Raw genomic sequence first — 20,827 nt, 5'->3', positions numbered from 1 at the left:
CCTGAAGCCGTCCCGTGCCCGCTTGAATGGATGACCGGCACGAAACCGTCACAGATCCAGTGGGTCATGGCGTGCGCTGAGTTTTGCGAGCCGCTAACGCATGAGCCCGGCTGCCCGAAGTGCATCCTCAATCACTTTGCCCACTCCGCCGACTGCGGGCACGTCGATCAGCGGGCGCGCCGTAGGGATACCGGCACGTGGGGTTTCATTCACCGTGTTCGATCCAAATGTGAGAGCGAGGTTTTGTCTCGTAGGTCCCGCCTCGGCAGGTCTAACATGAACAGCATGCTTGTCGCTATTCACTAGGCCCCAGAATCGGCAGATGTGTCGTGTGGAGGAAATGCTGGCCTCCAGCATATAGGCACCGCTCCTGCCGCAGCCGTTCTCGCCCGCGGTGTCGAGCGGCGTACCATGGCCCATGCCGGTGATGCTGTATTCCTCGATTACCTCGTGGCCGGCGGCATCGCACCAGACGCGCCTGGGATATCCATCGACGGCCTCGATCCGCGCGGGATCGAGGCCGATCCCATGCAGAGCGCGCCACTGGGCTATGATGGCGTCGGCGTTTGTGGGGTTCACCGTCGGGTCGCCGCTGCCATGCCAGATCGAGAGGGTAGGCCATGGTCCCGGATGATCGGAGGCGCCGCGAATTAGCGCTGCAAGCTCGGCCTCACGCGGGACGTCGTGCCCGCGCATACGATCAAAAGCTTGCGGGATCGTGCTCGCGCAGCCGTAGGGCAGACCGGCGATGATCGCGCCGCCGGCGAACACCTCCGGATAGGTCGCCAGCATCACCGAGGCCATCGCCCCTCCCGCAGAAAGGCCTGTGACGAAGATGCGCGCCGGATCGATCGGGTGAGCACTGGCGACGGCGTCGATCATCTGACGGATCGAAAGCGCCTCGCCGGAACCACGGCGGCTGTCCTTCGGCGAAAACCAGTTAAAGCACAGGTTCGGGTTGTTCTGCCGCTGCTGCTCAGGAAACAGGAGGGCAAAGCCGTGCCGATCGGCCATCTCGGACCAGCCTGCCCCCACGTCGTAGCCGGCTGCCGTCTGGGTACAGCCATGCATGACGACGACGAGGGCTGCTCCATCGCAGAGAGTGGGCGGTACATAGATATGGGCGTGGAGAGCCCCAGGGTTCGAGCCGAAATTCGGAAGGCTTTCGAGGCGCCCGCTGGTCACTGCACTCATATCGGCTGCGTCACGCAGTGAAGCAAGCCGGGCTATAGTGTCGGAGAGTTTGCGCATGACAATCACCTTGGATGCAGATAGCCTGCAAAGGCGTGGTTATGACTATCTTGCTGCACCGCACAATAAATGGGGTGTCAGACCATTGATGCAAGGTACCCAAGTACTTCTTTCAGTCCGGTTGCGAAGAAACGTCCGAGTTTCCGGCGCTGACAAGTCGGACCGGCGGTCGACACCCGCGCGGCTTCACCTCCAACCGTGGGACGTCACCGTGTCATCGAACAAGGCCGGCTGGCCGTAGGTGATCTCATGTTGTGCGATCTCAACCTGCGCTGCGAGGGCTGCGTTAGGACGATGGAGATTTTGTATGCGTAACCGAAACGGTCGTCCCTGGGTATCCACCCTCGGTCTCAACGGTCGCATGCAACTGACTGGCCAAAGCTTCGACGATGCTTGTGCCGAGGCCTGGCTTCGCATCGGCCAGCGTCTCGGGCGTGCCAATGCCGTTGTCGCTGACCGACAAGGTCCAGCCGACATCGTGCATGTGATAATCGACGAGGATCCTGCCATCGCGCGCCCCGGGAAACGCATGTTTGAGCGCATTGATGACCAGTTCGGTGACGATCAGTCCCAGGCTCACCGAGATGTCGGCATTCACGCTGGTGCCGTCGGCGGTCACCGCGATCGACACCTTGTCATGATCGTGGATCATCGAGGCGCCCAGGCTTTTGCACAATTGGCTCAGATATTCCCGTAATTCGACCTCGCCCAGCCTTGATGCCACGAGTTGCTGCTGCAAAGTGGCGATCGACATCACCCGATTGTGCGCGTCGTGGAGATGCCCCCGCGCTTCATCCGATTGCACCCGCCGCGCGCTCTGCATCAGCACACTCGCAATAATCTGGAGACTGTTGGCGACGCGGTGCTGAAGCTCCTGGAGCAGGATCGCCTTCTCGCGGAGCAAGTTATCCTTGAGCTTCTCGCTAAGCCGGGCTTCCGTGACGTCCGAAATGGTCAGGAGCAGGCGGACCTGTTCCGGTTCGCCATAGTCGAGCTTGTGCGCACTCAAAACGAGGCGCCGGGGCGGCACTCCACCCTTGAGATCCATCTCATAGGCTTCGATCCTGACATGGCCCGAAAGGGTGGCGTCGAGCAGCGAGCGAAGCTGAGGCACGTTCCACTCCCCTGCGCCGAGCGTAAACACTGACTGTCCGCTGACATTCAGCGGATCAAGACCGAATGCGCGGTAAAAGGATGTGCTGCCGGCAATGACGGTCAAGTCCTCGTCGAGGAGCAACGCGGGCGCTGCGGAAGAAGTCAGGATCGCCAGCGCGAGGCCGTGCGCAACATCAGGGTGGACGGGCGGCTTCATAATGATGCCCCTTTCCGGGGAAGCCGGAAAGCTCACGGTAATGAAAGCTGCATCCGGTAATCGCGAATCGGACTTTCCTTTGAGGAGGTCGTAGACTCGTGGCTTGACCATAGCATCATCGTGCGTAAGCCCGGCATCTATTCAACGCCGGGCAGATGGTGCTGTCCCGAATTCGGGACAAGACCGGTCCAGATCAGCCATTGGCTGCCGGCGCTATCCTATAATAATCGGTCACGCGCCGACCATAGGTTTCGTCGAATAGAGGCGCCGAATCCGGCCGGAAGCTGGGGGCGCCTTCCAACAGGCGCTTGTCGATGGCGGCCACATATCCGCCCTCCGTCTCGCTGTGGCGAAAAGCCGACCAGGGAATGGGGTGATAGCTCTGCCCCAATCCGAGAAATCCCCCGGTGGACAGGATGATATAGGCGATCTGTCCGGTCCGCTCATCAAGGATAAGCTTGGCGATCGTACCCAGCTTGTCGCCATCGCGGCCATGCACGGCCTTGCCGCGAATGTCGTCGGCGGAGATCAGGACAACCGCGCCAAGGGGCGCGGCTGGTGCTTCTGCATTGGTGGCCATGGCTTGGCTCCTTTGAGTGAAAGCCAGGGGCAGCAAGCGCCACCCCGGACTGGACAAGCATTCTCAGGCAAGACTGTGCTTTAATGCGCTGGTCTGGTCGTGCCCGGCCTTCACAGAGGTGAAGGCGTCGCGAATGACGTCCCGTGTTGCGGGTTGCAGGTCGGTGTCCTTCAACGCGATTTCGAACTTGGCCTTGATATGATCCTCGCCGCGCTCGACTTCGTCGATGATCGCCTTGTCGTTCTTGCCAGTGAACGCCTGCTTGAGGTCCATGAAGCTGCGATGCGCCGCGCCCAGGAAACTGGAACTGTCCTCAGGCTCACCGCCGAGCCCGCGTACTTCCGCCTGCAGGGAAGCGACGACCTGTCTGCGATCAAGCGCGAAGCCGGCGAACAGGGTCTCAAAGCGCGTACTCTTAGCGTCTTCGGCTGCATCCTCGAAGCCTTTCAGGCTGTCGAGGGTCGTTGTGATCAGTCCGTTCAGAACCGAGATATCATGCTTGTCGCTCACGTTTTGTATCCTTTATTTGGGTAGTATTAAGAGCGGGAAGGGATGGCACCCTCCGGCTCCTCGTGGCGCTCAGTTTGCGGAGAGGGTCGATGGCAACAGCGCATCGCCCTGCTGGAGCTGTTGCTCGATGATCGGCACGCCGTTTCCGGCAACCTGTTTCAGCGACTGGTCGGCGCCGTCTTCGGCATAGCCCTTGTAAGTGGCCCAATTGCCCTGCTGAACGCGTGCGGACTGGGTGAGATAGAGGTTGTCAAACGATCCCCGCGGCGTGCTCCGCAACATCTTGAGCATCGAAGCTCGTTCTGCCGACAATCGGGTGGTCGGCCGGGCGATCCTGCGCTGGTCGTTGTTTAGCGAGGCGAGAAGCGTCTGCTGGGAGGTTTGCGCCTCCGAGATCATACGGCGCGCATAGTTCTTGACGTCGCCACGCTGTGAGCGCGCGAGGCTAAGCCGACTTGCCGCTATCTGAAACAGATTGGCATCGGATGCGGAGGCAGAGAAGGCCGGACCATCGAGGCCGTGGATGGGTGCGGCGCCCACGTCCGCGCTGGAATAGCTGCCCGTCATGGCGGGCATGGTGGACTGGGCTGGGGCGACCGTAGGGACGCTGAGCATTGCCGTCCCGAGCAGGACGGAGATCATTGAACATTTCATGTTATGTTCCTCGCGGACCCGAATCCACCAGTTGTTCCGGCAAGAAAAGGCACGTCCGCTCTTTGGCTGGAAACGCACCGTCCAGGATGGAGAGGTATCGCTTGCAGCTATCAGGGAACGATCGAGGTTCGATATCGTTGCAAATATTCCATATTTATATTTTCGGAAACGCCATGATTCACCTGCCGACTGATAGGTATTTACACATATAGAATATAATATTCATGGAACGGATGCCCCGTCCGATGATTTAATATACTCCGGGCGCGATATGCCGATGCGGCGAGATCGTCTTCTGGATTATGGATCACAGGAGAGCGATCATGGGAATCATCATGTGGCTTGTCGTCGGCGGCGTCATCGGCTGGCTTGCAAGCGTCATCATGCGCACGGATGGACAGCAGGGCATCATTCTCAATATCATGGTCGGCATCATCGGCGCCTTCATCGGCGGCCTGATTTTTGCGCGGGGCGAGATCAACAATGCGCCGCTCACGATCACGACATTTCTGGTCTCGCTCGTGGGGTCGATCATATTGCTCGCAATCGTCAACATGGTCCGCCGCGGATCGATACGCTGAGATCATCATCATCTATATGGGTACGCCGGCAATGCAGCGCTACCAGTGAAGCCATTTGAGCATGCTCACCATCAGGCACCGCACATCCTACCATTATAGGCAGCCGGTCCAGCTTGGCCCCCACCGGCTGATGTTGCGCCCGCGCGAAGGTCATGATCTCGAACTCGTATCTTTTGATCTCGATATCACGCCCGAGGCGAGCATTTCCTGGACCCGTGACGTCGCCGGCAACGCGGTTGCGACAGCGACCGTTCCAGTCATGACCGACAGCCCGATTGTCAAAAGCAGATCGGTGCTCGCCGTGAGCGCAGTCGCGTGGCCGGTGTTCGATATCGCTGCATCGGCGATCAATTATCCTTTTCGATACAGACGATTGGACGGACCTCGGCAGTTTGACCGTCATGCAGTACCCGGACGAGGCCCATCGGTTGCGTGACTGGACGCGAGGATTCGTCGCTGGAAATCCGACCGATACGCTTGCACTGCTAAAAGACCTGACCACCGGCGTTGGCAACGGGATCTTTTATCAGGCGCGAGAGGATGAAGGCACACAGTCCCCCGTGGAGACATTGAACCGCGGCTGGGGATCATGCCGCGATTTCTCGGTGTTGTTCGTCGAGGCAGCGCGCAGTCTCGGCTTCGGCGCGCGGATCGTCTCGGGGTATCTCGACAACCGGAAGGAAAACCTCGTCGGCCAGAATATGACCGGGTCCACCCATGCCTGGGCGGAGGTCTTTGTACCCGGCGCTGCCTGGATCACCTTTGACCCGACCAACCGCAGCGTTGGTGGTTTCAACCTTGTGCCTGTCGCGACCGGTCGAGGTATCTACCAGATCGCGCCGGTCAGCGGCAGCTATGCGGGGCCAACGAACATGCTGGACCATATGAGCGTGGAAGTCGAACTGCGCTGACCAGCATGCGCGGGTGGATAACAGGGTGGCTTGCCAAAAGGCCTCTCCGCCCATGGTATTTCGCAGTGCACACCCCATATCGAATTTACCGCACTCCAATGCCCAGGGCTCGAATGCGGCCGAGAGATAGTTCGTGCTCCCGCTCATGATGGAGACGAACGATGTCCTTTTTATCTATTGGCGAAACGAGTACGGACAGCGCGGTTCTTCCACTCGATCTTCCCATGACCCCGCAATCCAGCGGTGCGGAGGGTGACGCCGCGCGATCCCTGCGCGAGGACAATTGGGAGAATGAAGGCGGTCACGTCGCCGGAGCGAAGTCCCCGACGCCAACTCCCGCACTTTCCGCCAATGATGTCGAGACGCTCGAGGCTCAGGTTCGTCGCATGGAAAGCAAGCTGGCCAGCGATTTTGCCGATGGGCGGGTAGGGATGCGTTACAACACCTATGCAAATCGCTCTCGCGTCCTTCGCCAGCAAAAGGCGAAGCTTGATGTGCTGCGGGCCGGTGTTCAGTCGCAGGAGCAACCAGGATGAACGATCCTTCTGAACTAGACGAAGCCGCTGCGGCCGAGCAGATGGCTCATTACGAGATCACTCGCGTTCGGGTCGATCACTATCGCTACAAGGATTATCGCTACTCGAAGTTGAGCGACGCAGTTGCTCAGGCCAGACGTGACCAAAAGCCCTCCTGATCTTGGCCACCTGGGCATTGAGCTTTTGAAAGGACATCCCATGGAACTTTCATCGACCTTTTGCCGTATGCAGGAGATCATCCAGCGTGATCGCGCGATCAATGCGGTGTTGGAAAACATCCGCCGCGTGGCCGAGAAAGCGGCCAAGGCATGGGGCACCGTGGCTGTTGCCGCCGAACAACGCGAAGCTCGTCGCGAACGAACGCGCATCATTGCGGACATGGCCGCTCTCCAAAATGAGAGGTTGCCCAGCGAAGAGGACAGGCTGCTCAGCGAAAACCCGGACAGGGGGTTCGAAAGCCCCTGAACTGAGCCACCAAAAATCGGAGGAGATCCATCGCTTGTACGTTAGGATCCTGTGCCCGGCCATCACGGCATGCGCACATGCCGTTCCTGAATACTACAACCCTCAGGCCGCAGTATGAAGAGGCCGAGATGATCGATCCCGCAAATCCAGGCCTGCCGCACGAGTTTGCCGACCGACTAACGAAGCCGTTCACGCAGTTCCTCAGGGTCGAGGCCGCAGCCGGGGGATTGTTGCTGGTCGCTACGATAGTCGCATTGACCCTCGCAAATACGGCTTGGTCTGAGCAATTCCTGGCGTTCTGGGAGATGCAGATCGGGCTGCAGATCGGCCCCTTGGACTTTACCCGTTCAACGGGACACTGGATCAACGACGGATTGATGACCTTCTTTTTCTTCGTGGTGTCCCTGGAGATGAAGCGCGAGTTCGCTCTGGGCGAATTGCGAAACCTGCGAACGGCGGCCCTTCCTTTCGCAGCTGCGCTGGGCGGCATGATAGTGCCTGCTTCGATCTACATTGCGATTCTGGCCGGAAAAGCCGGCACGCACGGCTGGGGAACGGTGATGGCGACCGATACGGCGTTCGTCATCGGGGGGCTTGCGCTCTTTGGTTCGCGCGTTCCCCACAGCTTGCGCCTGTTCCTCATAGCCCTGGCGATTTTCGATGACATTGGCGCCATCCTGGTCGTGGCGATTGGGTACGGGAATGCCTTGAATTTCGGCGCAATCGGTCTTGCGTTTTTGGTCCTCAGTGTAATCGCCATCGCCGCTCGTCTGGGCATCAGAAGCATCCCAATATACTTTTTCTTCGGAGCCGCGTTTTGGCTGTGCCTTGACGCCTCCGGCATCCACGCGACGATCGCCGGTGTCATACTCGGGCTAATGACCCCGGCGCGAATCTGGGTGGGTGTGCCGCGCCTGCGCGCCATCCTCGGGAACGTCATGGAGCCGCGTGATCATGAGTGGAGTGGCGACACATCGGACCGCCGCGACCTTGTGGAAGCGGGCCGCGCCATCAGCGAATCCCTATCGCCGTTGGAGCGGTTGGAAATGATGCTGCACCCTTGGGTGGGGTTCGCAATCATGCCTCTCTTCGCTCTGGCCAATGCGGGGGTCGCGTTTTCAACGTCCGACATCCAACCTGTCACCGTCGCAATCTTTGTCGCGCTGGTCTTCGGCAAGCCGATAGGAGTTCTGCTCTTCAGCTGGCTGGTGCTGCGTTCCGGCCTAGCAACGCTCGGAGCAGGCCTGAACTGGTCTTTCCTCACGGCCGGCGCCTTCCTGACGGGGATAGGCTTCACTATGTCCTTTTTCATTGCGAACCTGGCTTATCCTTCGACGCTGCTGGCTGCGGCGAAGCTGGGAATTCTTCTTGCCTCGCTCGCATCGGCTGTCGTGGGCCTGTTGGCCGTTTATTGGGTGACGTGGCACAAACGAGGGAATGCCTGGTGACCATCCAACGATAAGTTCGGGCAGGGAGCTAAACTCTTTGGTCGGCGGCATCTTTGCCGGCTATGGCTATAGGATCATGCCGCAGATCATGGTCGACGCAGAAACGCGTTTTAGCGTCGGCGCGGATGATGCCATGTCGGCGGTGCCGCTAGCGGCAGATGAGACCAACCTCAGTCTACCAAAGATGATATTCGAAGTAGCCTCAAGCGGCTGCTCTTGCCGCAAGCCGTCATTCAAGTGACGAGCGGAGAACGGCGGCTTTGTCCCATCATTGACCGTTCGGCCCTCGATGAATGAACGACCGCTTTCAGGCATTGTCATCCAGTGATCGAATGACCGAGATGTTGGCGAATGCTGCGCTTCTGGGCTGGCTAGAGGCATGTATACTTACCGTAAAGCGTTTGGCTGTAAATCCGCGCCTCCCATCGTGATCGTCTGGATCCGTGGTGGTGAGTTGGCAACACCTGGATTTGAAGTGAGTAAGCGAAAAGACACCCTGACCGACGAACTCCGAGGGAAGCTCGAGAGGATCTTCGACCTTCTCGTCCGTAATCGACAATTCAACGAAGCGGTGCAGCACGCGGCCTATCGCCAGGACGTTCTGCCTTGGCCCGATACCGGTAGCAAGCTGCAATCATTGCTGCATTCCAAAGCTCATATGCAGTCTTCACCCAAGCTGGATGTACTAATGCCAACTTGGAAACAGCTGCATCAAAACTACGATGCCTTCAAAAAGGCTCGCTCACCTAGCGATTTAAACGAGGCGCTGTGGACCCTTGCCAAGCCGAATATAGTCCGAGATAGAGATAACCGACCAGTTTTTGAGGAAATTCGGACTGCGCTGGAGAAGGCGGCTGGCTTCGGTAAGAAGACGGCAGCCCTTTTCGTCAAGTCGATCGTCGAGATACACACCCTGCCAATCAATCACGACTTGCGGTTCTTGCCTGATTTCTCGATCGATCCGCAGGACAGACTCAAGATCCCTGTGGACACGGTGATCGAGCATATTTTCGGCTGTCTTGGTGCGCCGGGCGAGGACTTCACCTCCATCAATGTACTGATCGAGCAAAGCGGGCTTTCCTTCGCGGATCGACCGACCCTGTGGGATGACCTGTGGTTCTGGGGCTTCATCACGCAGATGAGCGGAAAGGAAACTGGGCGGGTAAACTGCATCAATGAACCCAAGTTCTGGTCGATCCTGGGAGCACCTGTCGATAACTGGGAACAGATCGGTGCCGCTGCTGAAGAGTTCCGGCAACTTGTTCAACCCGTGGAATATGCCTCTTTTCCAACGCTAGCTAAAGGGAACTCAGTGCGCGGAAGGCGGCCCATCCGGTAGTGCTGGCACCTGACCGAACGACCGGTTTCGAAAGCCGGCCGTGGCACTGTGAACGACTGTTCTGTCGGCGGCAGCGGACACCTCACTACACGCCTGTTCCTGTCAGCAATCGATACTGTGGTGCTTCGAAGTCGGCAATCGCGAAGCCCCAGCCGTACCGCCACGTCGCCTTTGATCACCTGGTGCCTGGCTCCGACTGCGCTATTGATCTGCTTGCTTCACCAAATCGCGCTTTGCTCAACCGATATCCCGATGAACAGCTGAAACAAGATCGGGTGCGAAGGTATAGTTGTCCATGACGTTGATGAACCCCGAGGCTCGCAGGCCGCTGTCAGCATTGACGAACGCCTTGCTGCCCGCAACGCCCAGCCAGCCATAATCGCCTTTGCCGGGGCCCGACAGGCCGACGCTGCCTCCCGCGCCAAAGCCGTCCCCGCTTGCCGGCCAATAATAGGAGGCCATGCTTGCGCCAGGCGGCAGGAGGTTAGACATTCCCAGCTTCACGGCGCTCGGTGGCATGACCGTAATTCCATCCAGCGTGCCATGGTTGGCCAGCATGGCCAGGAACCGGTCATAATCATGGGCGGACGAGACGAGCCCGGCGCCGCCAGCTGGATATGCCGGCGGATCAAGGAACACGGAATCGGTGCCGCCATCCACTTGCTCGAGGACACCATTCTTCAGCCGGTAGTTGGTGGCCAAGCGCACAGCCTGGTCGCGCGGCACCTGGAAGAAGCTGCTGCGCATCTTCAACGGAACGAAGAAGCGCTGCTCCAGCAGGCGATCGAAGGGCATGCCTGAGGCGACCTCCAGAACCCGGCCGAGAAGATCGAGGCCAACCGAATAGCTCCATTTTGCGCCGGGATCGGAAAGAAGCGGCAGCGTCGCCAGACGATCGGCGAACATCTCGAGGCTCGAAGCACTTGGTGCTGAAGCGCCATCCTGCTCCGCGCGGCTAACCCGGCTCGGCGCAAGTCCCGCACGCCGGTAGGCATCGGCAAGCGGCCCGGGCGAGGTCAGAGTGCCAAGCCCTGCGGTATGGGTCAGCAAGTGGCGTATGGTTATGGGACCGGTAGCTGGGCGGGCGTCGAGACTTTTCGCCGGATCAGTCAGCACCCGGATCGAGGAATAGGCTGGCAGGAAATCAGCGATCGGCTGATCCAGCTTTAGCTTGCCTTCCGCGATCAGCAGCATCGCCGCCATGCCGGTAATCGGCTTGGTCATCGAATAAACACGCCAGAGGCTGTTTTCATCGACGGCGTGACTGCTGCCGAACGCCAGCGTCCCACCGCTGACGTAGCGAGTTGGGCCGCTGCACTTGCCGACAGCCACCACCACACCGGGCGCAGCCTCTGTGGCGATCGTCTGATCAACCAGCACGTGAATGGCAGGATACCTAGGCGCACTGCGCGCCCAGGCGCGGTTCGGAAGCAGCTGCGCAGCGCTGGCGGCAACGCTCATCCCGAGCAGGCGTCGCCGGCTTGTCTCGCATGCAAAGCCTGGTCTCTGAGCCATCGTCTTCCCCCTCCGAACCTTGTTCTTGATGGAATGTGTCAGGCTGATGCGCCTGATTTGCAAGGGGATCGTGCCGATCTCCGCGTGCTGAGAGAAAATAACCCCGCCGGAGCAAGCTCGACGGCGGGGCCGAAGTTCAGGGAAGTGCCATTCCCAGGGGAGGGGGAGAGGGAACGACAGGAAACCAGATAGGGCGGATCGATGAACGTTCAATGAAGCTGGACGCCAGAACGGACTGGGGCCGCCGTCATCCATCCTCGACGCTGTAGAACATCGGGTTCCTCAGCCACTCGTCGATGGCGGATTCCCGCCATCCCATGCAGCGGCTGGCGATGCGGATTTGGCGGGGGAAGGTGCCGGCCGCCACCTTGCGGTAGAGGGTGGCGCGGCTGAGGCCGGTGCGGTCCAGCACGGTGTTGAGGCGGAGAATGCGGTCGGGCGGCTGAGCGGTCATGGCAAGATCCTGTATGCTGCGATGCGGTTTGCGTGCCCCTGGGCATCAGGATTGTGAGCGCTGGCCGCAGCGTCAAGCCCATGAGAATAAGGGCGTTGGGCCAGATCTGGGCATGGCGGACCATGTCGATCCACGGCGGGCCATATCGTACGCAGAAAATTTTTCGCCGATGGACTTTCCGGCCATCGGCGATGCAGCTGCTGAGCCTTTTTGAGACGGGGAGAGGCTGCGGCGCGCGCTGAGGATCAGCGCGCCTGTCTTGATTCGCGTCGTGGGTTGGTCCCTTCGGGACCGCAGGCGGTCATCGCGTAATGCGCGATGGCGTTAAGCCTCCGGCAGCGATCTGGCGGGGGAGCGTCGCTTACCCTTTAGGCCCGTCGCGCCGGCCCGCAACCGGAGCTTCGCTCCGGTCTTCCACATTCGTTGCAGCCCTGCGGGTGCAGCCCGCCTTCCTCGACGGGCCTGTTGGGTTCGCTCCTGCCGCTCCCCCGCCATTCCGGCGCCGGTTGCGGTGTTTTGAAGGAGTGAAGGCACATGGAACTCAAGCATATCGACATCGCCCGTCTGTCCGTCTCGGCCGCCAACATGCGCGCCAGGGGCAAGGCACCGGACCTTGGCAACATCCTGCCCTCCGTGCGGGCGCGGGGCGTGCTGGTACCACTGATCGTGCGGCCCAATGACCGACGATGACGATCCCGCTCTGCTCGCGCGGCTGGAGGATGCGGTGCTTCGATTGCCCCGTATCCAGCGCGATATCTTTTTGGCCGTGCGGTTAGATGCCCTGAGCTATGCCGAGATTGCCGAACGCACCGGCCTCACCACCGCCCAGGTCGAACGGCTGTTCGCCGAGGCCCTCGGCAATTTCTGCCGCAATCTCGATGACCCGACGCGGCATCGATGGCGGCGCTGGTTCCGCTGAACGACCCGCCTCGTCCGGATCATTCCGGTCGAGGTTGGCGCATCCCGAACTCCTCGCTAGGATCAACCCCATGAAAACCGGCCTCGATCATCTTCCTGCCAACAAGCAGCGCGAACTCGAACGGATCGTCCAGATCATCTTCGAGGAGTTCGAGGATGCCTTTGCGCTCTCGCGCCATGAGTGGAAGAAAGCGGGCCGGATCCTGAAAGTGATCCTCTATGGCAGCTATGCGCGCGGCACCTGGGTCGATGAGCCGCACACCGCCAAGGGCTACAAATCCGACTATGATCTTCTCATCATCGTCAGCGACAAGCGGCTCACCGATCGCATCAAATATTGGGCCAAGCTCGATGACCGGCTGATCCGCGAATATGGCATCACCGGCGGCCTCAAGACCCCGGTCAACTTCATCGTCCACACCCTGCAGGAGGTGAATGACGGCCTCGCACATGGCCGCTATTTTTTCATCGACGTCGCGAAGGACGGCATCGCGCTGTACGAGTCAGAGGCGAGCGAGCTCCACAAGCCGCAACCCAAGACGCCGCATGCCGCGCTGGAGATGGCCAAGGAATATTTTGAAGAGTGGATGCCGAGCGGCATGCAGTTCTTAGAGACTGCAAAATTTACGGCGGGAAGAGGCTGGAACAAAAAGGCTGCTTTCCTGCTCCACCAGGCCACAGAGAGCCTATACCACTGCGTCCTTCTTGTGTGCACCTTCTACACGCCCCATGTTCACAATCTGGCGTTCCTGCGCACGCAGGCCGAGCGGATCGACCGGCGGCTCTGTCATGTCTGGCCGAGCGACAATCGCCAGCAGCGCGGCCGGTTCGAGAAGCTGAAAGAGGCTTATGTGAAGGCCCGCTACTCCAAGCACTACCGCATCACCGAGGAAGAGCTGGCCTGGCTCGGCGAACAGGTTGAGGAACTCGGCCGCGTCGTGCACGCCATCTGTTCGGAACGCATCGACCATCTGGAACAGACGGCGCGGGACGCTGGCTGACGGCCTGCGCGTCGGTCAAGCCGCCCTGCCGATCTCCTTGCCCAGGGCGTCAGCAATCATCGCCGCCAGCGTCTCTTCGGCGCGTGCGCGCGCAGCGGCATCCTTCGCCACCAGATCATGCCTGATCCACTGCGGCGCGCGTTCGAGCACGCCAAGGATGATCGCTTTGGTCTCTTCGGTCATGAGTCCAGCCTATGGCCGGTCAGTCCTGATCCGGCAATGCGTCGGTAGCAAACATGCGTTGCCCGCGCCGCCGCCAGAGCATCAGCGCCCTGTCGCGCTCCCCAGTCCGTAGACGGCTTGCCGCTTCGCCGAGCAGCCCCAGGATCACCGCGCGATCGTCATCGGTAAGCGCGACAAGATCCGCCTTCATGATGAGCCCGCCGAGCTCGATCAGATGCCGCGTGCGCTCGCGCCGTTTCACCTGCCAGTCCCGCCTGTCATGCCGCGCCGCTCGGGCCTGCAGCCGGTGACGCGCGATCGCTACCCGGCGCAACGCTCCCCGGCCTGTCGCCAGCGCCGCTGCCAGCTTCATCGCGCTTGCCTGAAAAGAAGGCCGCGCCCCGTTTGCGCCACGCCTCCCGCTTCACGCTGTCGGTCGTCGTCGCGATCGCCAGCAGCGCGCCGGCGAGCTCCTCGGCGCTGAGCCCATCAGCGCCGGCCGCCATCACCAATTCGCCGAGCTGGCTCTGCTTACGGCTCTTCAAATGCCGCGCCTTATCGGTCAAGGCCTTGAGCTCGGCATCGAAGTCTCTTGGCTTGCGCATGGAGAATGTCCTTCTTGTGAACGGAAGGACATGTCAGTTATCGCTGCTCTCGATCAGCGGCAATGCTCTGGAATTTCCTGAGATCGCCGCTTCCCGAGAGTGATGAAATCTTTCGAGGGCGCGCTTATACGTCGTGCCGACGTGCGCTTTTGGGCGTATCTGGTGTGTCGCCATGGCGATCTACCATTTCTCCGCCAAGATCATCTCCCGCGCTGCGGGCTCCTCTGCCTTGGCCGCGGCTGCCTATCGCTCGGCCTCACGCCTGCATGACGAGCGGCTTGGCCGCCATCATGATTTCTCCAACAAACCAGGCGTCGTGCACAGCGAAGTGCTGCTGCCCGAGGGCGCGCCCGAAGAGTGGCGCGGTCGGGAGCAGCTGTGGAACGATGTCGAGGCCGCCGAACTGCGCAAGGACGCGCAACTGGCCCGCGAGGTGGAGTTCGCCATCCCGCGCGAGATGACTGAGGCAGAAGGCATTCGCCTGGCGCGCGACTTTGTCGAACGGGAATTTGTAAGCCGGGGCATGGTTGCTGACCTCAATGTCCATTGGGATGTCGCGGCCGATGGCAGTCCCAAGCCGCATGCCCATGTGATGCTCTCTTTACGCGAAGTGACGCAGGAGGGGTTTGGCGCCAAGGTGCGGGACTGGAACCGGACCGAACTGCTCACCCATTGGCGCGAAGCCTGGGCGGAACATGTCAATCAGCGCCTGGCCGAACTCGATATCTACGCGCGGATCGATCATCGCAGCCTGGAGGCCCAGGGGATCGATCTTGAGCCGCAGAACAAGATCGGCCCGGCTGCTTCGCGGATGGCAAGCCAAGGCCATGACAGCGAGCGGCTCGAAGAGCATCATGCCATCGCCCGCGCCAATGGCGAGAAGATCCTCGCCGACCCGAATATCGCGCTGGATGCGATCACGCATGGACAGGCGACCTTCACCACCCGCGACCTCGCCATGTTCGTGCATCGGCATAGCGAGGGAAAGGAGCAATTCGATCAGGTGATGGCGGCGGTGAAGGCGTCGCCCGATCTGGTCGCGCTCGGCAAGGATGGACGTGGCGATGAACGCTTCACCTCGCGATCCATGCTCGAGACCGAGCAGCGGCTTGAGCGTGGCGCCGCCGCGCTCGACGCGCGTCGCCATCATGGCGTCGCGTCGCGCCATGTCGATCATGCGCTCGCACGGGCAGGCAGACGCGGACTCGATCTCTCGGCCGAGCAGCGTGGCGCGCTTGAGCATGTGACCAGCGCGAACGGGCTTAGCAATGTCATCGGCTATGCCGGCACCGGCAAGAGCGCGATGCTGGGGGTGGCTCGCGAAGCCTGGGAGCATGCGGGATATGAGGTGCAGGGTGCAGCGCTCTCGGGGATTGCTGCTGAAAATCTCGAAGGTGGCTCTGGCATTGCGTCGCGCACCATCGCCAGCTTCGAGCATCAATGGGCGCAGGATCGCGAACTGCTGACCGACAGGTCCATCCTCGTCATCGACGAGGCCGGGATGATCGGCACGCGGCAGATGGAGCGGGTAATCAGGGAAGCGGAAAAGCGCGGCGCGAAGGTGGTGCTGGTCGGTGATCCCGAGCAGCTGCAGGCGATCGAGGCGGGGGCCGCGTTCCGCTCGGTGGCCGAACGGCATGGCAGTGTCGAGATCACCTCCATCCGCCGCCAGAGCGAGGAATGGCAGCGGGACGCGACACGGGCTCTCGCCACGGGACGGACGAGCGAGGCGATCGATGCCTATGACAAAGCGGGGCATGTCCATGCGGCCGAGACGCGTGATGACGCGCGGCGCGAACTGATCGATCGCTGGGAGAGGGACCGCGGCATCGACTCGCAAGCCAGCCGCATCATTCTCACCCATACCAATGACGAGGTACGGGCGCTCAACGAAGCGGCGCGCGAGCGGCTGCAGGGTGCTGGCGCGCTGGGCGAGGAGATTGAGCTCACCGTCGAGCGGGGGTCACGCAGCTTTGCAGCGGGTGATAGGGTCATGTTCTTGCAAAATGAGCGTAGCCTTGGGGTGAAGAATGGCACGCTGGCGACCGTGCAGAGCGTCAGCCAGGCGAGCATGGCGGTGATGCTCGACGATGGCCGGGCGGTGGCGTTCGGCCTCAAGGACTATGCCGCCATCGATCATGGCTATGCCGCCACCATTCACAAGGCGCAGGGCATGACGGTGGACAAGGTGCATGTGCTCGCCACGCCAGGGCTCGACCGTCATGCCGCCTATGTGGCGCTGTCCCGGCATCGCGGCACGGTCGATCTCCATTATGGCCAGGATGACTTTGCCGATCAGGGCAGGCTGGTGCGCACGCTGAGCCGCGAGCGGGGCAAGGACATGGTGTCTGACTATACACAGGCGCGCGATCCGGAGCCGCAGGCAGCGGCTGGCAGGTCGATCGCTGCTCCGGGAGGAAAAAGGCTCGGCGCCGATCCTCCAGAGAGGCCTGAGCCGCAGCAGGATATGATACAGGTGCGGGACCGCGCCATTGTCCGTCACGCCCGCGCCGTGCAGGCGATCTTCACCATGCAGGATCAAGGGCTCGACAGCACGCCCGATCAACTCCGCGCATTGAACGACGCACGCAAGGGGCTGAACGACCTGCGGCCGCATGCCGCGCTCGACGCCGAGACGGCCTATGCGCGTAATCCCTCGCTCGCAGCCTCAGCAGCACGGGGCGACACCGAGCCGGCGCGCGCCGCTATCCTCCACGAGAAGGAGGTTCGCACCAACCCCGAGCTTCGCGCCGACCGCTTTGTCGAGCGATGGAACCGCTACGCGAATGCCGCAGAACGGGCCTATGCATCAGGCGACTATGACAGCCGCCGTGCTTATCAGGATACGATGCGCAACATGGCCAAGTCGCTGGAGCGTGATCCGCAGATGGAGTCCATTCTTGCAGGTCGCAAGCGCGAACTGGGGATCGCCATCGACAGCGGACGCAAGTTGGGAGCAGAGCTGGCGTTCAATCATGGGATCGATCTGGGGCGCGGCCGGGGGCTTGGTATTAATATGTGAATGGAAGCAGATTGGCGGCTCTGCGCCAATCCAAGCCGTTTAACGCGATATCGTCACGCCTAGGAGCGGACCTTCAGATTACGACTTGGTCTGGGACATTTCTGCCCCCACAAGCGACATGTGGGACGGCAGCTCCTGTCAGCTGACATGCACTGTTTGCTCGCCCTGCATCGCAGAACGCCAGAAACGGGCCGCCAGGAGAATGTCGGCTCCCGCTCCTCGGGCGCGGATAAACAAAGCGTCTGAAGCAGCAACTGGGGAGTCCAGATCGATTAAGACGCACCCTATGGTCGGATTGAGCGTTGGGGGGTCATGAAGTTCCAAATACGCCATGAAACCACCTTTCGTTATCGGGATGCTGTGGGCCTGCAACCGCATCGCCTGATGCTTGTGCCGCGCAGTTCGCACGATCTGAGGGTGTTGGCGAGTTCTATCCGTCTGACGCCGGAAGCAGAGGTCGAATGGACGCAAGACGTGTTTGGGAACCTGGTTGCGACCGCCTGCTTTTCGGGCTCTGCGGACCAACTCGTCATATCAACGGACGTCACGGTGGAGCAGTTTGCTTCGGCATGGCCCATCTTCCGGATCGCGCCAGGCGCTCACTCCTACCCTTTCACTTATTCAGAAGAAGAAAGGGCCGATCTGGGCGCTCTCCTAAAGGCGCAACATCCGGATAATGGCGGAAGGTTTGATAATTGGGTACGCGCTTTCGTTCGCGCATGTCCGACAGACACGTTGTCGCTGCTGAAAGACATCAACAATGGCATCGCCGATGCGATCGCCTACCGAACCCGAGACGAGGATGGAACACAAGGTCCGCTGGAAACTTTAACGATGGGGAGTGGATCCTGCCGAGACATGGCGGCTCTATTCATCGAGGCGGTTCGCCACCTTGGCTTTGGCGGCCGTGCCGTCTCCGGCTATTTGCATGATCCAGACCAACTCCTGCATGATGCAGGATCAACGCACGCCTGGGCGGAAGTCTACCTTCCAGCGGCCGGGTGGATCGCATTTGACCCTACGCACCGGCGCACCGGCTCAGCGAACCTTATTCCCGTCGCAGTTGGCAGGTGTAACAAGCAGATCATGCCGGTCACTGGTGGGTACATTGGCGCAGCGGACGACTTTATCGGCATGGACGTCCACGTGAACGTCACGCTGACTTAATGGTGTAGCTGCGCGGCTTGGGTCGGTTCCAAAAAAGCTCGCTCGTTTCGGGAGAGACTATCAATGCTCGATTCTGGATTCTACGTCCAGATCCTGACCGGTATGGGCGCCATCATTTTGATGACCGCCTGGATTCCGATGGCCCTGCGGAAGATGCCTTTGTCGCTGCCGATCTTCTGCGTGGCCATCGGCGCAGCCCTGTTTACGATGCCGCGGTTAAGACCATTCGCGGTTCATCCACTGCAGTACCCCGTCCTGGTGGAGCGCCTGAGCGAGTTTGTGGTTGTGGTCGCGCTCATGGGCGCGGGTCTCAAGATCGACCGGCTCGTCGGTCTTCGCCGCTGGGTCCTCACCTGGCGTCTCCTCGCGATTGCAATGCCGATCACCATCCTGCTCGTTGCTGCACTCGCCTCCTCCCTTCTGGGGCTCGGCCTCGCGGCCGCCCTGCTCCTGGCATCGAGTCTTGCCCCCACAGATCCGGTGCTCGCGAGCGACGTCCAGGTCGGCGCACCAGGGGAGGGGGAAGAAGATGAGGCCCGTTTCGCGCTCACGTCCGAAGCGGGACTGAACGATGGGCTTGCGTTTCCCTTTGTCAACCTCGCAATTGCGCTGGCGGGCCTGTCCTTTGGAACCCAAGCGTTTGGACACTGGCTCATCGTTGACGTGATCTGGAAGGTTCTTGCTGGTCTCGGCATGGGCTATGTCATTGGAATGGGCCTGGGCTTCGTTACTTTCCACCTGCCCAACGCCGCCAAGCTGTCCCGAACAGGTGACGGTTTCGTAGCCTTGGGCGCCGCGCTCCTTGCATATGGTCTCACGCAGCTGGCACATGGGTATGGCTTTCTCGCCGTCTTCGTCGCGGCGCTTTGCCTTCGCCATGCCAGCCGCGACCACAGCTACCATCATCGTCTGCATGCATTCGCCGAAGAAGCCGAACGCCTGTTGATGATGCTGGTGTTGGTGCTGTTCGGCGGCATGATCACCCATGCAGGGCTATTCGCGCATCTGGATATTTGGACGATCTTATTCACCGCCCTGACAATCCTCGTCGTTCGCCCATTCGCTGGTCTCATCAGCCTTGCCGCATTGGAACTTCCGTGGCGGGAGAAGCTCGTAATTTCCTTCTTCGGAATACGGGGTGTGGGCACGATCTACTATCTCGCCTTCGCCCTCAATCAAGCCAACTTCCCCGAGGCGGAGAGGCTCTGGAGCGTCGCTGCCCTCGTCATTCTCGTTTCCATCGTTCTACATGGCATCACCGTGACTCCGTCCCTGCAGCTGCTCGATCAATGGCAGGCGCGACGTCAATCCTCGCGATGATGGCTGGAACGGACAAGCTGTTCCGTTTGCACTCCGATGCCGAACAGAAAGCACTCTTGTCCCCGATGGCGATGTGCTATTGTGACGTATCCCGGTTCGACTCATCCAGACAGGCCGGGGCTGAGAGACACAGGCGCTCCCGTTTGGCGAGGAGTGCACAATGTCCGCAAATGAAAGCTCTAATCCATCATTATCACTTCGCCAGGCCCGCAGTCAGGCTAATGCCGAACGACGGTGGCTCGCCCTTGGAGCCGCGCGAGAACGATCGCGGAGCGCGGCTGCCATTTCGCGTGACCGTAAGCGCCAGCTAACGTCGGCGATCGACAGCTGGGAGAATGAGGGTGGAACGGCAATTGGCGTTGCTACGTCATCGAGACCCAAGCCTCTCCGGCTCACTAAGCTGCAATGGTGCGCTGATCTATTTCGTGACGATACCACGATGCGTGCGGCCATAATCAACGGCCTGCTCATGGTGATAGCAGCAACAGTAGCCATCATATTGCTAAACAATTGAGCTGACCCAACTTTACAGCGATTGGCAGAAAAATGGATGCTACACAAAAAGGATTGGCGAGTACCGAGGTTCGATCGATGCCCGGACCAGGCGGAGGCCTCGACAAGCTACAGGAACTTCACAATCTCCTCTATGCTGCCCGCGACGCACTAGCACGTGGAGAAGCGCTGTCTACGGTCGAGAGGCAGCGATTGAACGGTGCGCTCGACAACCTCATGGCCTTGAGAAAGAGCAACAATGTGACACCGGGTGCCTCCCCGAAACGCACCTGAATAAGCGAAGCAGTACAACCCCTACATCTGACGTCCAATGCAGAGGAACACATCATGGCCAAAAGCCAGAAAAGATCCAACCGTGAAGTTCGCAAACCAAAGGCGGAGAAAACCAAAAAGCAGAATGCTTCCAACCCGTCGCAGAAACCCGGTGCGCTCGGCATCGTTACCTTGAAAAGCTGATTTGGGGGGGGCGGGTGCTTCAAAAGCGCCTGCCAACTCGTCGATCAGGGCCGATCAGGCAGGCCGCCCATGCTGTGCGGCCACCCACCAGCCAAATTGCTCCACCT

The 20,827-nt window shown here is 60.5% G+C and carries 27 protein-coding genes; 17 read left to right on the top strand and 10 right to left on the bottom strand.

Annotation, left to right across the window (positions count from 1 at the left end):
- Positions 1–93 precede the first annotated feature (93 nt).
- From IZV00_RS09570 to IZV00_RS09550, 5 genes are all read right to left on the bottom strand, one after another.
- Positions 94–1,251: an extracellular catalytic domain type 1 short-chain-length polyhydroxyalkanoate depolymerase gene (locus IZV00_RS09570; protein WP_196224440.1), complete on the bottom strand. Its 1,158-nt coding sequence runs from the start codon at positions 1,249–1,251 to the stop codon at positions 94–96.
- A 286-nt stretch (positions 1,252–1,537) separates the two neighbouring features.
- Entirely contained in the window at positions 1,538–2,563 is a 1,026-nt protein-coding gene (locus IZV00_RS09565) for a sensor histidine kinase (protein WP_196224439.1), read from the bottom strand.
- Positions 2,564–2,756: 193 nt separating this feature from the next.
- Positions 2,757–3,143, bottom strand: coding sequence for a PRC-barrel domain-containing protein (locus tag IZV00_RS09560; RefSeq protein WP_196224438.1), 387 nt, complete (start codon positions 3,141–3,143; stop codon positions 2,757–2,759).
- A 63-nt stretch (positions 3,144–3,206) separates the two neighbouring features.
- Positions 3,207–3,653 (bottom strand): ferritin-like domain-containing protein, encoded by a 447-nt coding sequence (locus IZV00_RS09555; RefSeq protein ID WP_196224437.1) that lies wholly within the window; start codon positions 3,651–3,653, stop codon positions 3,207–3,209.
- Positions 3,654–3,722: 69 nt separating this feature from the next.
- Positions 3,723–4,307: a DUF4142 domain-containing protein gene (locus tag IZV00_RS09550; protein ID WP_196224436.1), complete on the bottom strand. Its 585-nt coding sequence runs from the start codon at positions 4,305–4,307 to the stop codon at positions 3,723–3,725.
- 323 nt (positions 4,308–4,630) lie between these two features.
- Between IZV00_RS09550 and IZV00_RS09545 the strand changes: the two genes are divergently transcribed.
- From IZV00_RS09545 to IZV00_RS09510, 9 genes are all read left to right on the top strand, one after another.
- Positions 4,631–4,888, top strand: a complete 258-nt coding sequence (locus IZV00_RS09545; RefSeq protein WP_196224435.1) for a GlsB/YeaQ/YmgE family stress response membrane protein — start codon at positions 4,631–4,633, stop codon at positions 4,886–4,888.
- A 61-nt stretch (positions 4,889–4,949) separates the two neighbouring features.
- Positions 4,950–5,324 (top strand): transglutaminase N-terminal domain-containing protein, encoded by a 375-nt coding sequence (locus IZV00_RS21175; protein WP_230463168.1) that lies wholly within the window; start codon positions 4,950–4,952, stop codon positions 5,322–5,324.
- Positions 5,317–5,799, top strand: coding sequence for a transglutaminase-like domain-containing protein (locus IZV00_RS21170; protein WP_230463167.1), 483 nt, complete (start codon positions 5,317–5,319; stop codon positions 5,797–5,799). The genes IZV00_RS21175 and IZV00_RS21170 overlap by 8 nt, the downstream gene beginning before the upstream one ends.
- A gap of 161 nt (positions 5,800–5,960) precedes the next feature.
- Positions 5,961–6,335 carry a hypothetical protein gene (locus IZV00_RS09535; RefSeq protein WP_196224434.1) on the top strand — a complete coding sequence of 125 codons (375 nt, stop codon included), beginning with the start codon at positions 5,961–5,963 and terminating at the stop codon, positions 6,333–6,335.
- A complete protein-coding gene (locus IZV00_RS09530; protein WP_196224433.1) occupies positions 6,332–6,493 on the top strand; it encodes a hypothetical protein in 162 nt (53 codons plus the stop codon). Before IZV00_RS09535 ends, IZV00_RS09530 begins: the two co-directional genes overlap by 4 nt.
- A 40-nt stretch (positions 6,494–6,533) precedes the next feature.
- Positions 6,534–6,800, top strand: coding sequence for a hypothetical protein (locus tag IZV00_RS09525; protein ID WP_196224432.1), 267 nt, complete (start codon positions 6,534–6,536; stop codon positions 6,798–6,800).
- A gap of 128 nt (positions 6,801–6,928) precedes the next feature.
- Positions 6,929–8,248 carry a Na+/H+ antiporter NhaA gene (nhaA, locus tag IZV00_RS09520; RefSeq protein WP_196224431.1) on the top strand — a complete coding sequence of 440 codons (1,320 nt, stop codon included), beginning with the start codon at positions 6,929–6,931 and terminating at the stop codon, positions 8,246–8,248.
- A 37-nt stretch (positions 8,249–8,285) separates the two neighbouring features.
- Entirely contained in the window at positions 8,286–8,489 is a 204-nt protein-coding gene (locus IZV00_RS09515) for a hypothetical protein (protein WP_196224430.1), read from the top strand.
- A 138-nt stretch (positions 8,490–8,627) separates the two neighbouring features.
- Entirely contained in the window at positions 8,628–9,587 is a 960-nt protein-coding gene (locus IZV00_RS09510; RefSeq protein WP_196224429.1) for a hypothetical protein, read from the top strand.
- Between the two features lie 237 nt (positions 9,588–9,824).
- On the opposite strand, the gene IZV00_RS09505 is transcribed toward IZV00_RS09510, so the two are convergent.
- Positions 9,825–11,048: a serine hydrolase domain-containing protein gene (locus tag IZV00_RS09505; protein WP_196224428.1), complete on the bottom strand. Its 1,224-nt coding sequence runs from the start codon at positions 11,046–11,048 to the stop codon at positions 9,825–9,827.
- Positions 11,049–11,349: 301 nt separating this feature from the next.
- A complete protein-coding gene (locus tag IZV00_RS09500; RefSeq protein ID WP_196224427.1) occupies positions 11,350–11,556 on the bottom strand; it encodes a helix-turn-helix transcriptional regulator in 207 nt (68 codons plus the stop codon).
- Positions 11,557–12,090: 534 nt separating this feature from the next.
- On the opposite strand from IZV00_RS09500, the gene IZV00_RS09495 reads away from it, so the two are divergent.
- The 3 genes from IZV00_RS09495 (at position 12,091) to IZV00_RS09485 (ending at position 13,475) form a co-directional block, all read left to right on the top strand.
- Positions 12,091–12,246, top strand: coding sequence for a hypothetical protein (locus IZV00_RS09495; RefSeq protein ID WP_196226683.1), 156 nt, complete (start codon positions 12,091–12,093; stop codon positions 12,244–12,246).
- Positions 12,233–12,475: a sigma factor-like helix-turn-helix DNA-binding protein gene (locus IZV00_RS09490; RefSeq protein WP_196224426.1), complete on the top strand. Its 243-nt coding sequence runs from the start codon at positions 12,233–12,235 to the stop codon at positions 12,473–12,475. Before IZV00_RS09495 ends, IZV00_RS09490 begins: the two co-directional genes overlap by 14 nt.
- A 70-nt stretch (positions 12,476–12,545) precedes the next feature.
- The gene (locus tag IZV00_RS09485) at positions 12,546–13,475 is read left to right on the top strand and encodes a HEPN domain-containing protein (protein WP_196224425.1); all 930 of its coding nucleotides are present in this window, start codon (positions 12,546–12,548) and stop codon (positions 13,473–13,475) included.
- Positions 13,476–13,490: 15 nt separating this feature from the next.
- Here IZV00_RS09485 and IZV00_RS09480 read toward each other — a convergent pair whose 3' ends face one another.
- From IZV00_RS09480 to IZV00_RS09470, 3 genes are read right to left on the bottom strand one after another with little or no spacing between them, the layout of a single operon-like run.
- A complete protein-coding gene (locus tag IZV00_RS09480) occupies positions 13,491–13,658 on the bottom strand; it encodes a DUF6771 family protein (RefSeq protein ID WP_196224424.1) in 168 nt (55 codons plus the stop codon).
- Positions 13,659–13,677: 19 nt separating this feature from the next.
- On the bottom strand, positions 13,678–13,899 hold the full coding sequence (locus IZV00_RS09475; RefSeq protein WP_230463166.1) for a conjugal transfer protein TraD: 222 nt from the start codon (positions 13,897–13,899) through the stop codon (positions 13,678–13,680).
- Between the two features lie 16 nt (positions 13,900–13,915).
- Positions 13,916–14,242, bottom strand: coding sequence for a conjugal transfer protein TraD (locus IZV00_RS09470; RefSeq protein WP_196224422.1), 327 nt, complete (start codon positions 14,240–14,242; stop codon positions 13,916–13,918).
- A gap of 172 nt (positions 14,243–14,414) precedes the next feature.
- Between IZV00_RS09470 and traA the strand changes: the two genes are divergently transcribed.
- From traA to IZV00_RS21340, 5 genes are all read left to right on the top strand, one after another.
- Positions 14,415–17,264 carry a Ti-type conjugative transfer relaxase TraA gene (traA, locus tag IZV00_RS09465; RefSeq protein ID WP_196224421.1) on the top strand — a complete coding sequence of 950 codons (2,850 nt, stop codon included), beginning with the start codon at positions 14,415–14,417 and terminating at the stop codon, positions 17,262–17,264.
- A 312-nt stretch (positions 17,265–17,576) separates the two neighbouring features.
- Positions 17,577–18,431, top strand: coding sequence for a transglutaminase family protein (locus IZV00_RS09460; RefSeq protein ID WP_196224420.1), 855 nt, complete (start codon positions 17,577–17,579; stop codon positions 18,429–18,431).
- A 63-nt stretch (positions 18,432–18,494) separates the two neighbouring features.
- Positions 18,495–19,751 (top strand): cation:proton antiporter, encoded by a 1,257-nt coding sequence (locus IZV00_RS09455; protein ID WP_196224419.1) that lies wholly within the window; start codon positions 18,495–18,497, stop codon positions 19,749–19,751.
- A 546-nt stretch (positions 19,752–20,297) separates the two neighbouring features.
- On the top strand, positions 20,298–20,537 hold the full coding sequence (locus IZV00_RS09450) for a hypothetical protein (RefSeq protein WP_196224418.1): 240 nt from the start codon (positions 20,298–20,300) through the stop codon (positions 20,535–20,537).
- Positions 20,538–20,591: 54 nt separating this feature from the next.
- On the top strand, positions 20,592–20,720 hold the full coding sequence (locus IZV00_RS21340) for a hypothetical protein (RefSeq protein WP_255254834.1): 129 nt from the start codon (positions 20,592–20,594) through the stop codon (positions 20,718–20,720).
- The last annotated feature ends 107 nt before the right edge of the window (positions 20,721–20,827 follow it).

The sequence above is a fragment of the Sphingobium sp. Cam5-1 genome (assembly GCF_015693305.1).
GTDB lineage: Bacteria > Pseudomonadota > Alphaproteobacteria > Sphingomonadales > Sphingomonadaceae > Sphingobium.
This window is presented reverse-complemented; position numbering and strand designations above follow the sequence as displayed.

Bases quoted from the DNA above. Each gene is read 5' to 3' on its own strand.
- IZV00_RS09570 (WP_196224440.1), bottom strand. From the start codon at position 1,251: ATGCGCAAACTCTCCGACACTATAGCCCGGCTTGCTTCACTGCGTGAC.
- IZV00_RS09565 (WP_196224439.1), bottom strand. From the start codon at position 2,563: ATGAAGCCGCCCGTCCACCCTGATGTTGCGCACGGCCTCGCGCTGGCG.
- IZV00_RS09560 (WP_196224438.1), bottom strand. From the start codon at position 3,143: ATGGCCACCAATGCAGAAGCACCAGCCGCGCCCCTTGGCGCGGTTGTC.
- IZV00_RS09550 (WP_196224436.1), bottom strand. From the start codon at position 4,307: ATGAAATGTTCAATGATCTCCGTCCTGCTCGGGACGGCAATGCTCAGC.
- IZV00_RS09545 (WP_196224435.1), top strand. From the start codon at position 4,631: ATGGGAATCATCATGTGGCTTGTCGTCGGCGGCGTCATCGGCTGGCTT.
- IZV00_RS21175 (WP_230463168.1), top strand. From the start codon at position 4,950: ATGCTCACCATCAGGCACCGCACATCCTACCATTATAGGCAGCCGGTC.
- IZV00_RS09535 (WP_196224434.1), top strand. From the start codon at position 5,961: ATGTCCTTTTTATCTATTGGCGAAACGAGTACGGACAGCGCGGTTCTT.
- IZV00_RS09530 (WP_196224433.1), top strand. From the start codon at position 6,332: ATGAACGATCCTTCTGAACTAGACGAAGCCGCTGCGGCCGAGCAGATG.
- IZV00_RS09525 (WP_196224432.1), top strand. From the start codon at position 6,534: ATGGAACTTTCATCGACCTTTTGCCGTATGCAGGAGATCATCCAGCGT.
- nhaA (WP_196224431.1), top strand. From the start codon at position 6,929: ATGATCGATCCCGCAAATCCAGGCCTGCCGCACGAGTTTGCCGACCGA.
- IZV00_RS09510 (WP_196224429.1), top strand. From the start codon at position 8,628: ATGTATACTTACCGTAAAGCGTTTGGCTGTAAATCCGCGCCTCCCATC.
- IZV00_RS09505 (WP_196224428.1), bottom strand. From the start codon at position 11,048: ATGAGCGTTGCCGCCAGCGCTGCGCAGCTGCTTCCGAACCGCGCCTGG.
- IZV00_RS09500 (WP_196224427.1), bottom strand. From the start codon at position 11,556: ATGACCGCTCAGCCGCCCGACCGCATTCTCCGCCTCAACACCGTGCTG.
- IZV00_RS09495 (WP_196226683.1), top strand. From the start codon at position 12,091: ATGGAACTCAAGCATATCGACATCGCCCGTCTGTCCGTCTCGGCCGCC.
- IZV00_RS09490 (WP_196224426.1), top strand. From the start codon at position 12,233: ATGACCGACGATGACGATCCCGCTCTGCTCGCGCGGCTGGAGGATGCG.
- IZV00_RS09485 (WP_196224425.1), top strand. From the start codon at position 12,546: ATGAAAACCGGCCTCGATCATCTTCCTGCCAACAAGCAGCGCGAACTC.
- IZV00_RS09480 (WP_196224424.1), bottom strand. From the start codon at position 13,658: ATGACCGAAGAGACCAAAGCGATCATCCTTGGCGTGCTCGAACGCGCG.
- IZV00_RS09470 (WP_196224422.1), bottom strand. From the start codon at position 14,242: ATGCGCAAGCCAAGAGACTTCGATGCCGAGCTCAAGGCCTTGACCGAT.
- traA (WP_196224421.1), top strand. From the start codon at position 14,415: ATGGCGATCTACCATTTCTCCGCCAAGATCATCTCCCGCGCTGCGGGC.
- IZV00_RS09460 (WP_196224420.1), top strand. From the start codon at position 17,577: ATGAAGTTCCAAATACGCCATGAAACCACCTTTCGTTATCGGGATGCT.
- IZV00_RS09455 (WP_196224419.1), top strand. From the start codon at position 18,495: ATGCTCGATTCTGGATTCTACGTCCAGATCCTGACCGGTATGGGCGCC.
- IZV00_RS09450 (WP_196224418.1), top strand. From the start codon at position 20,298: ATGGATGCTACACAAAAAGGATTGGCGAGTACCGAGGTTCGATCGATG.
- IZV00_RS21340 (WP_255254834.1), top strand. From the start codon at position 20,592: ATGGCCAAAAGCCAGAAAAGATCCAACCGTGAAGTTCGCAAACCAAAG.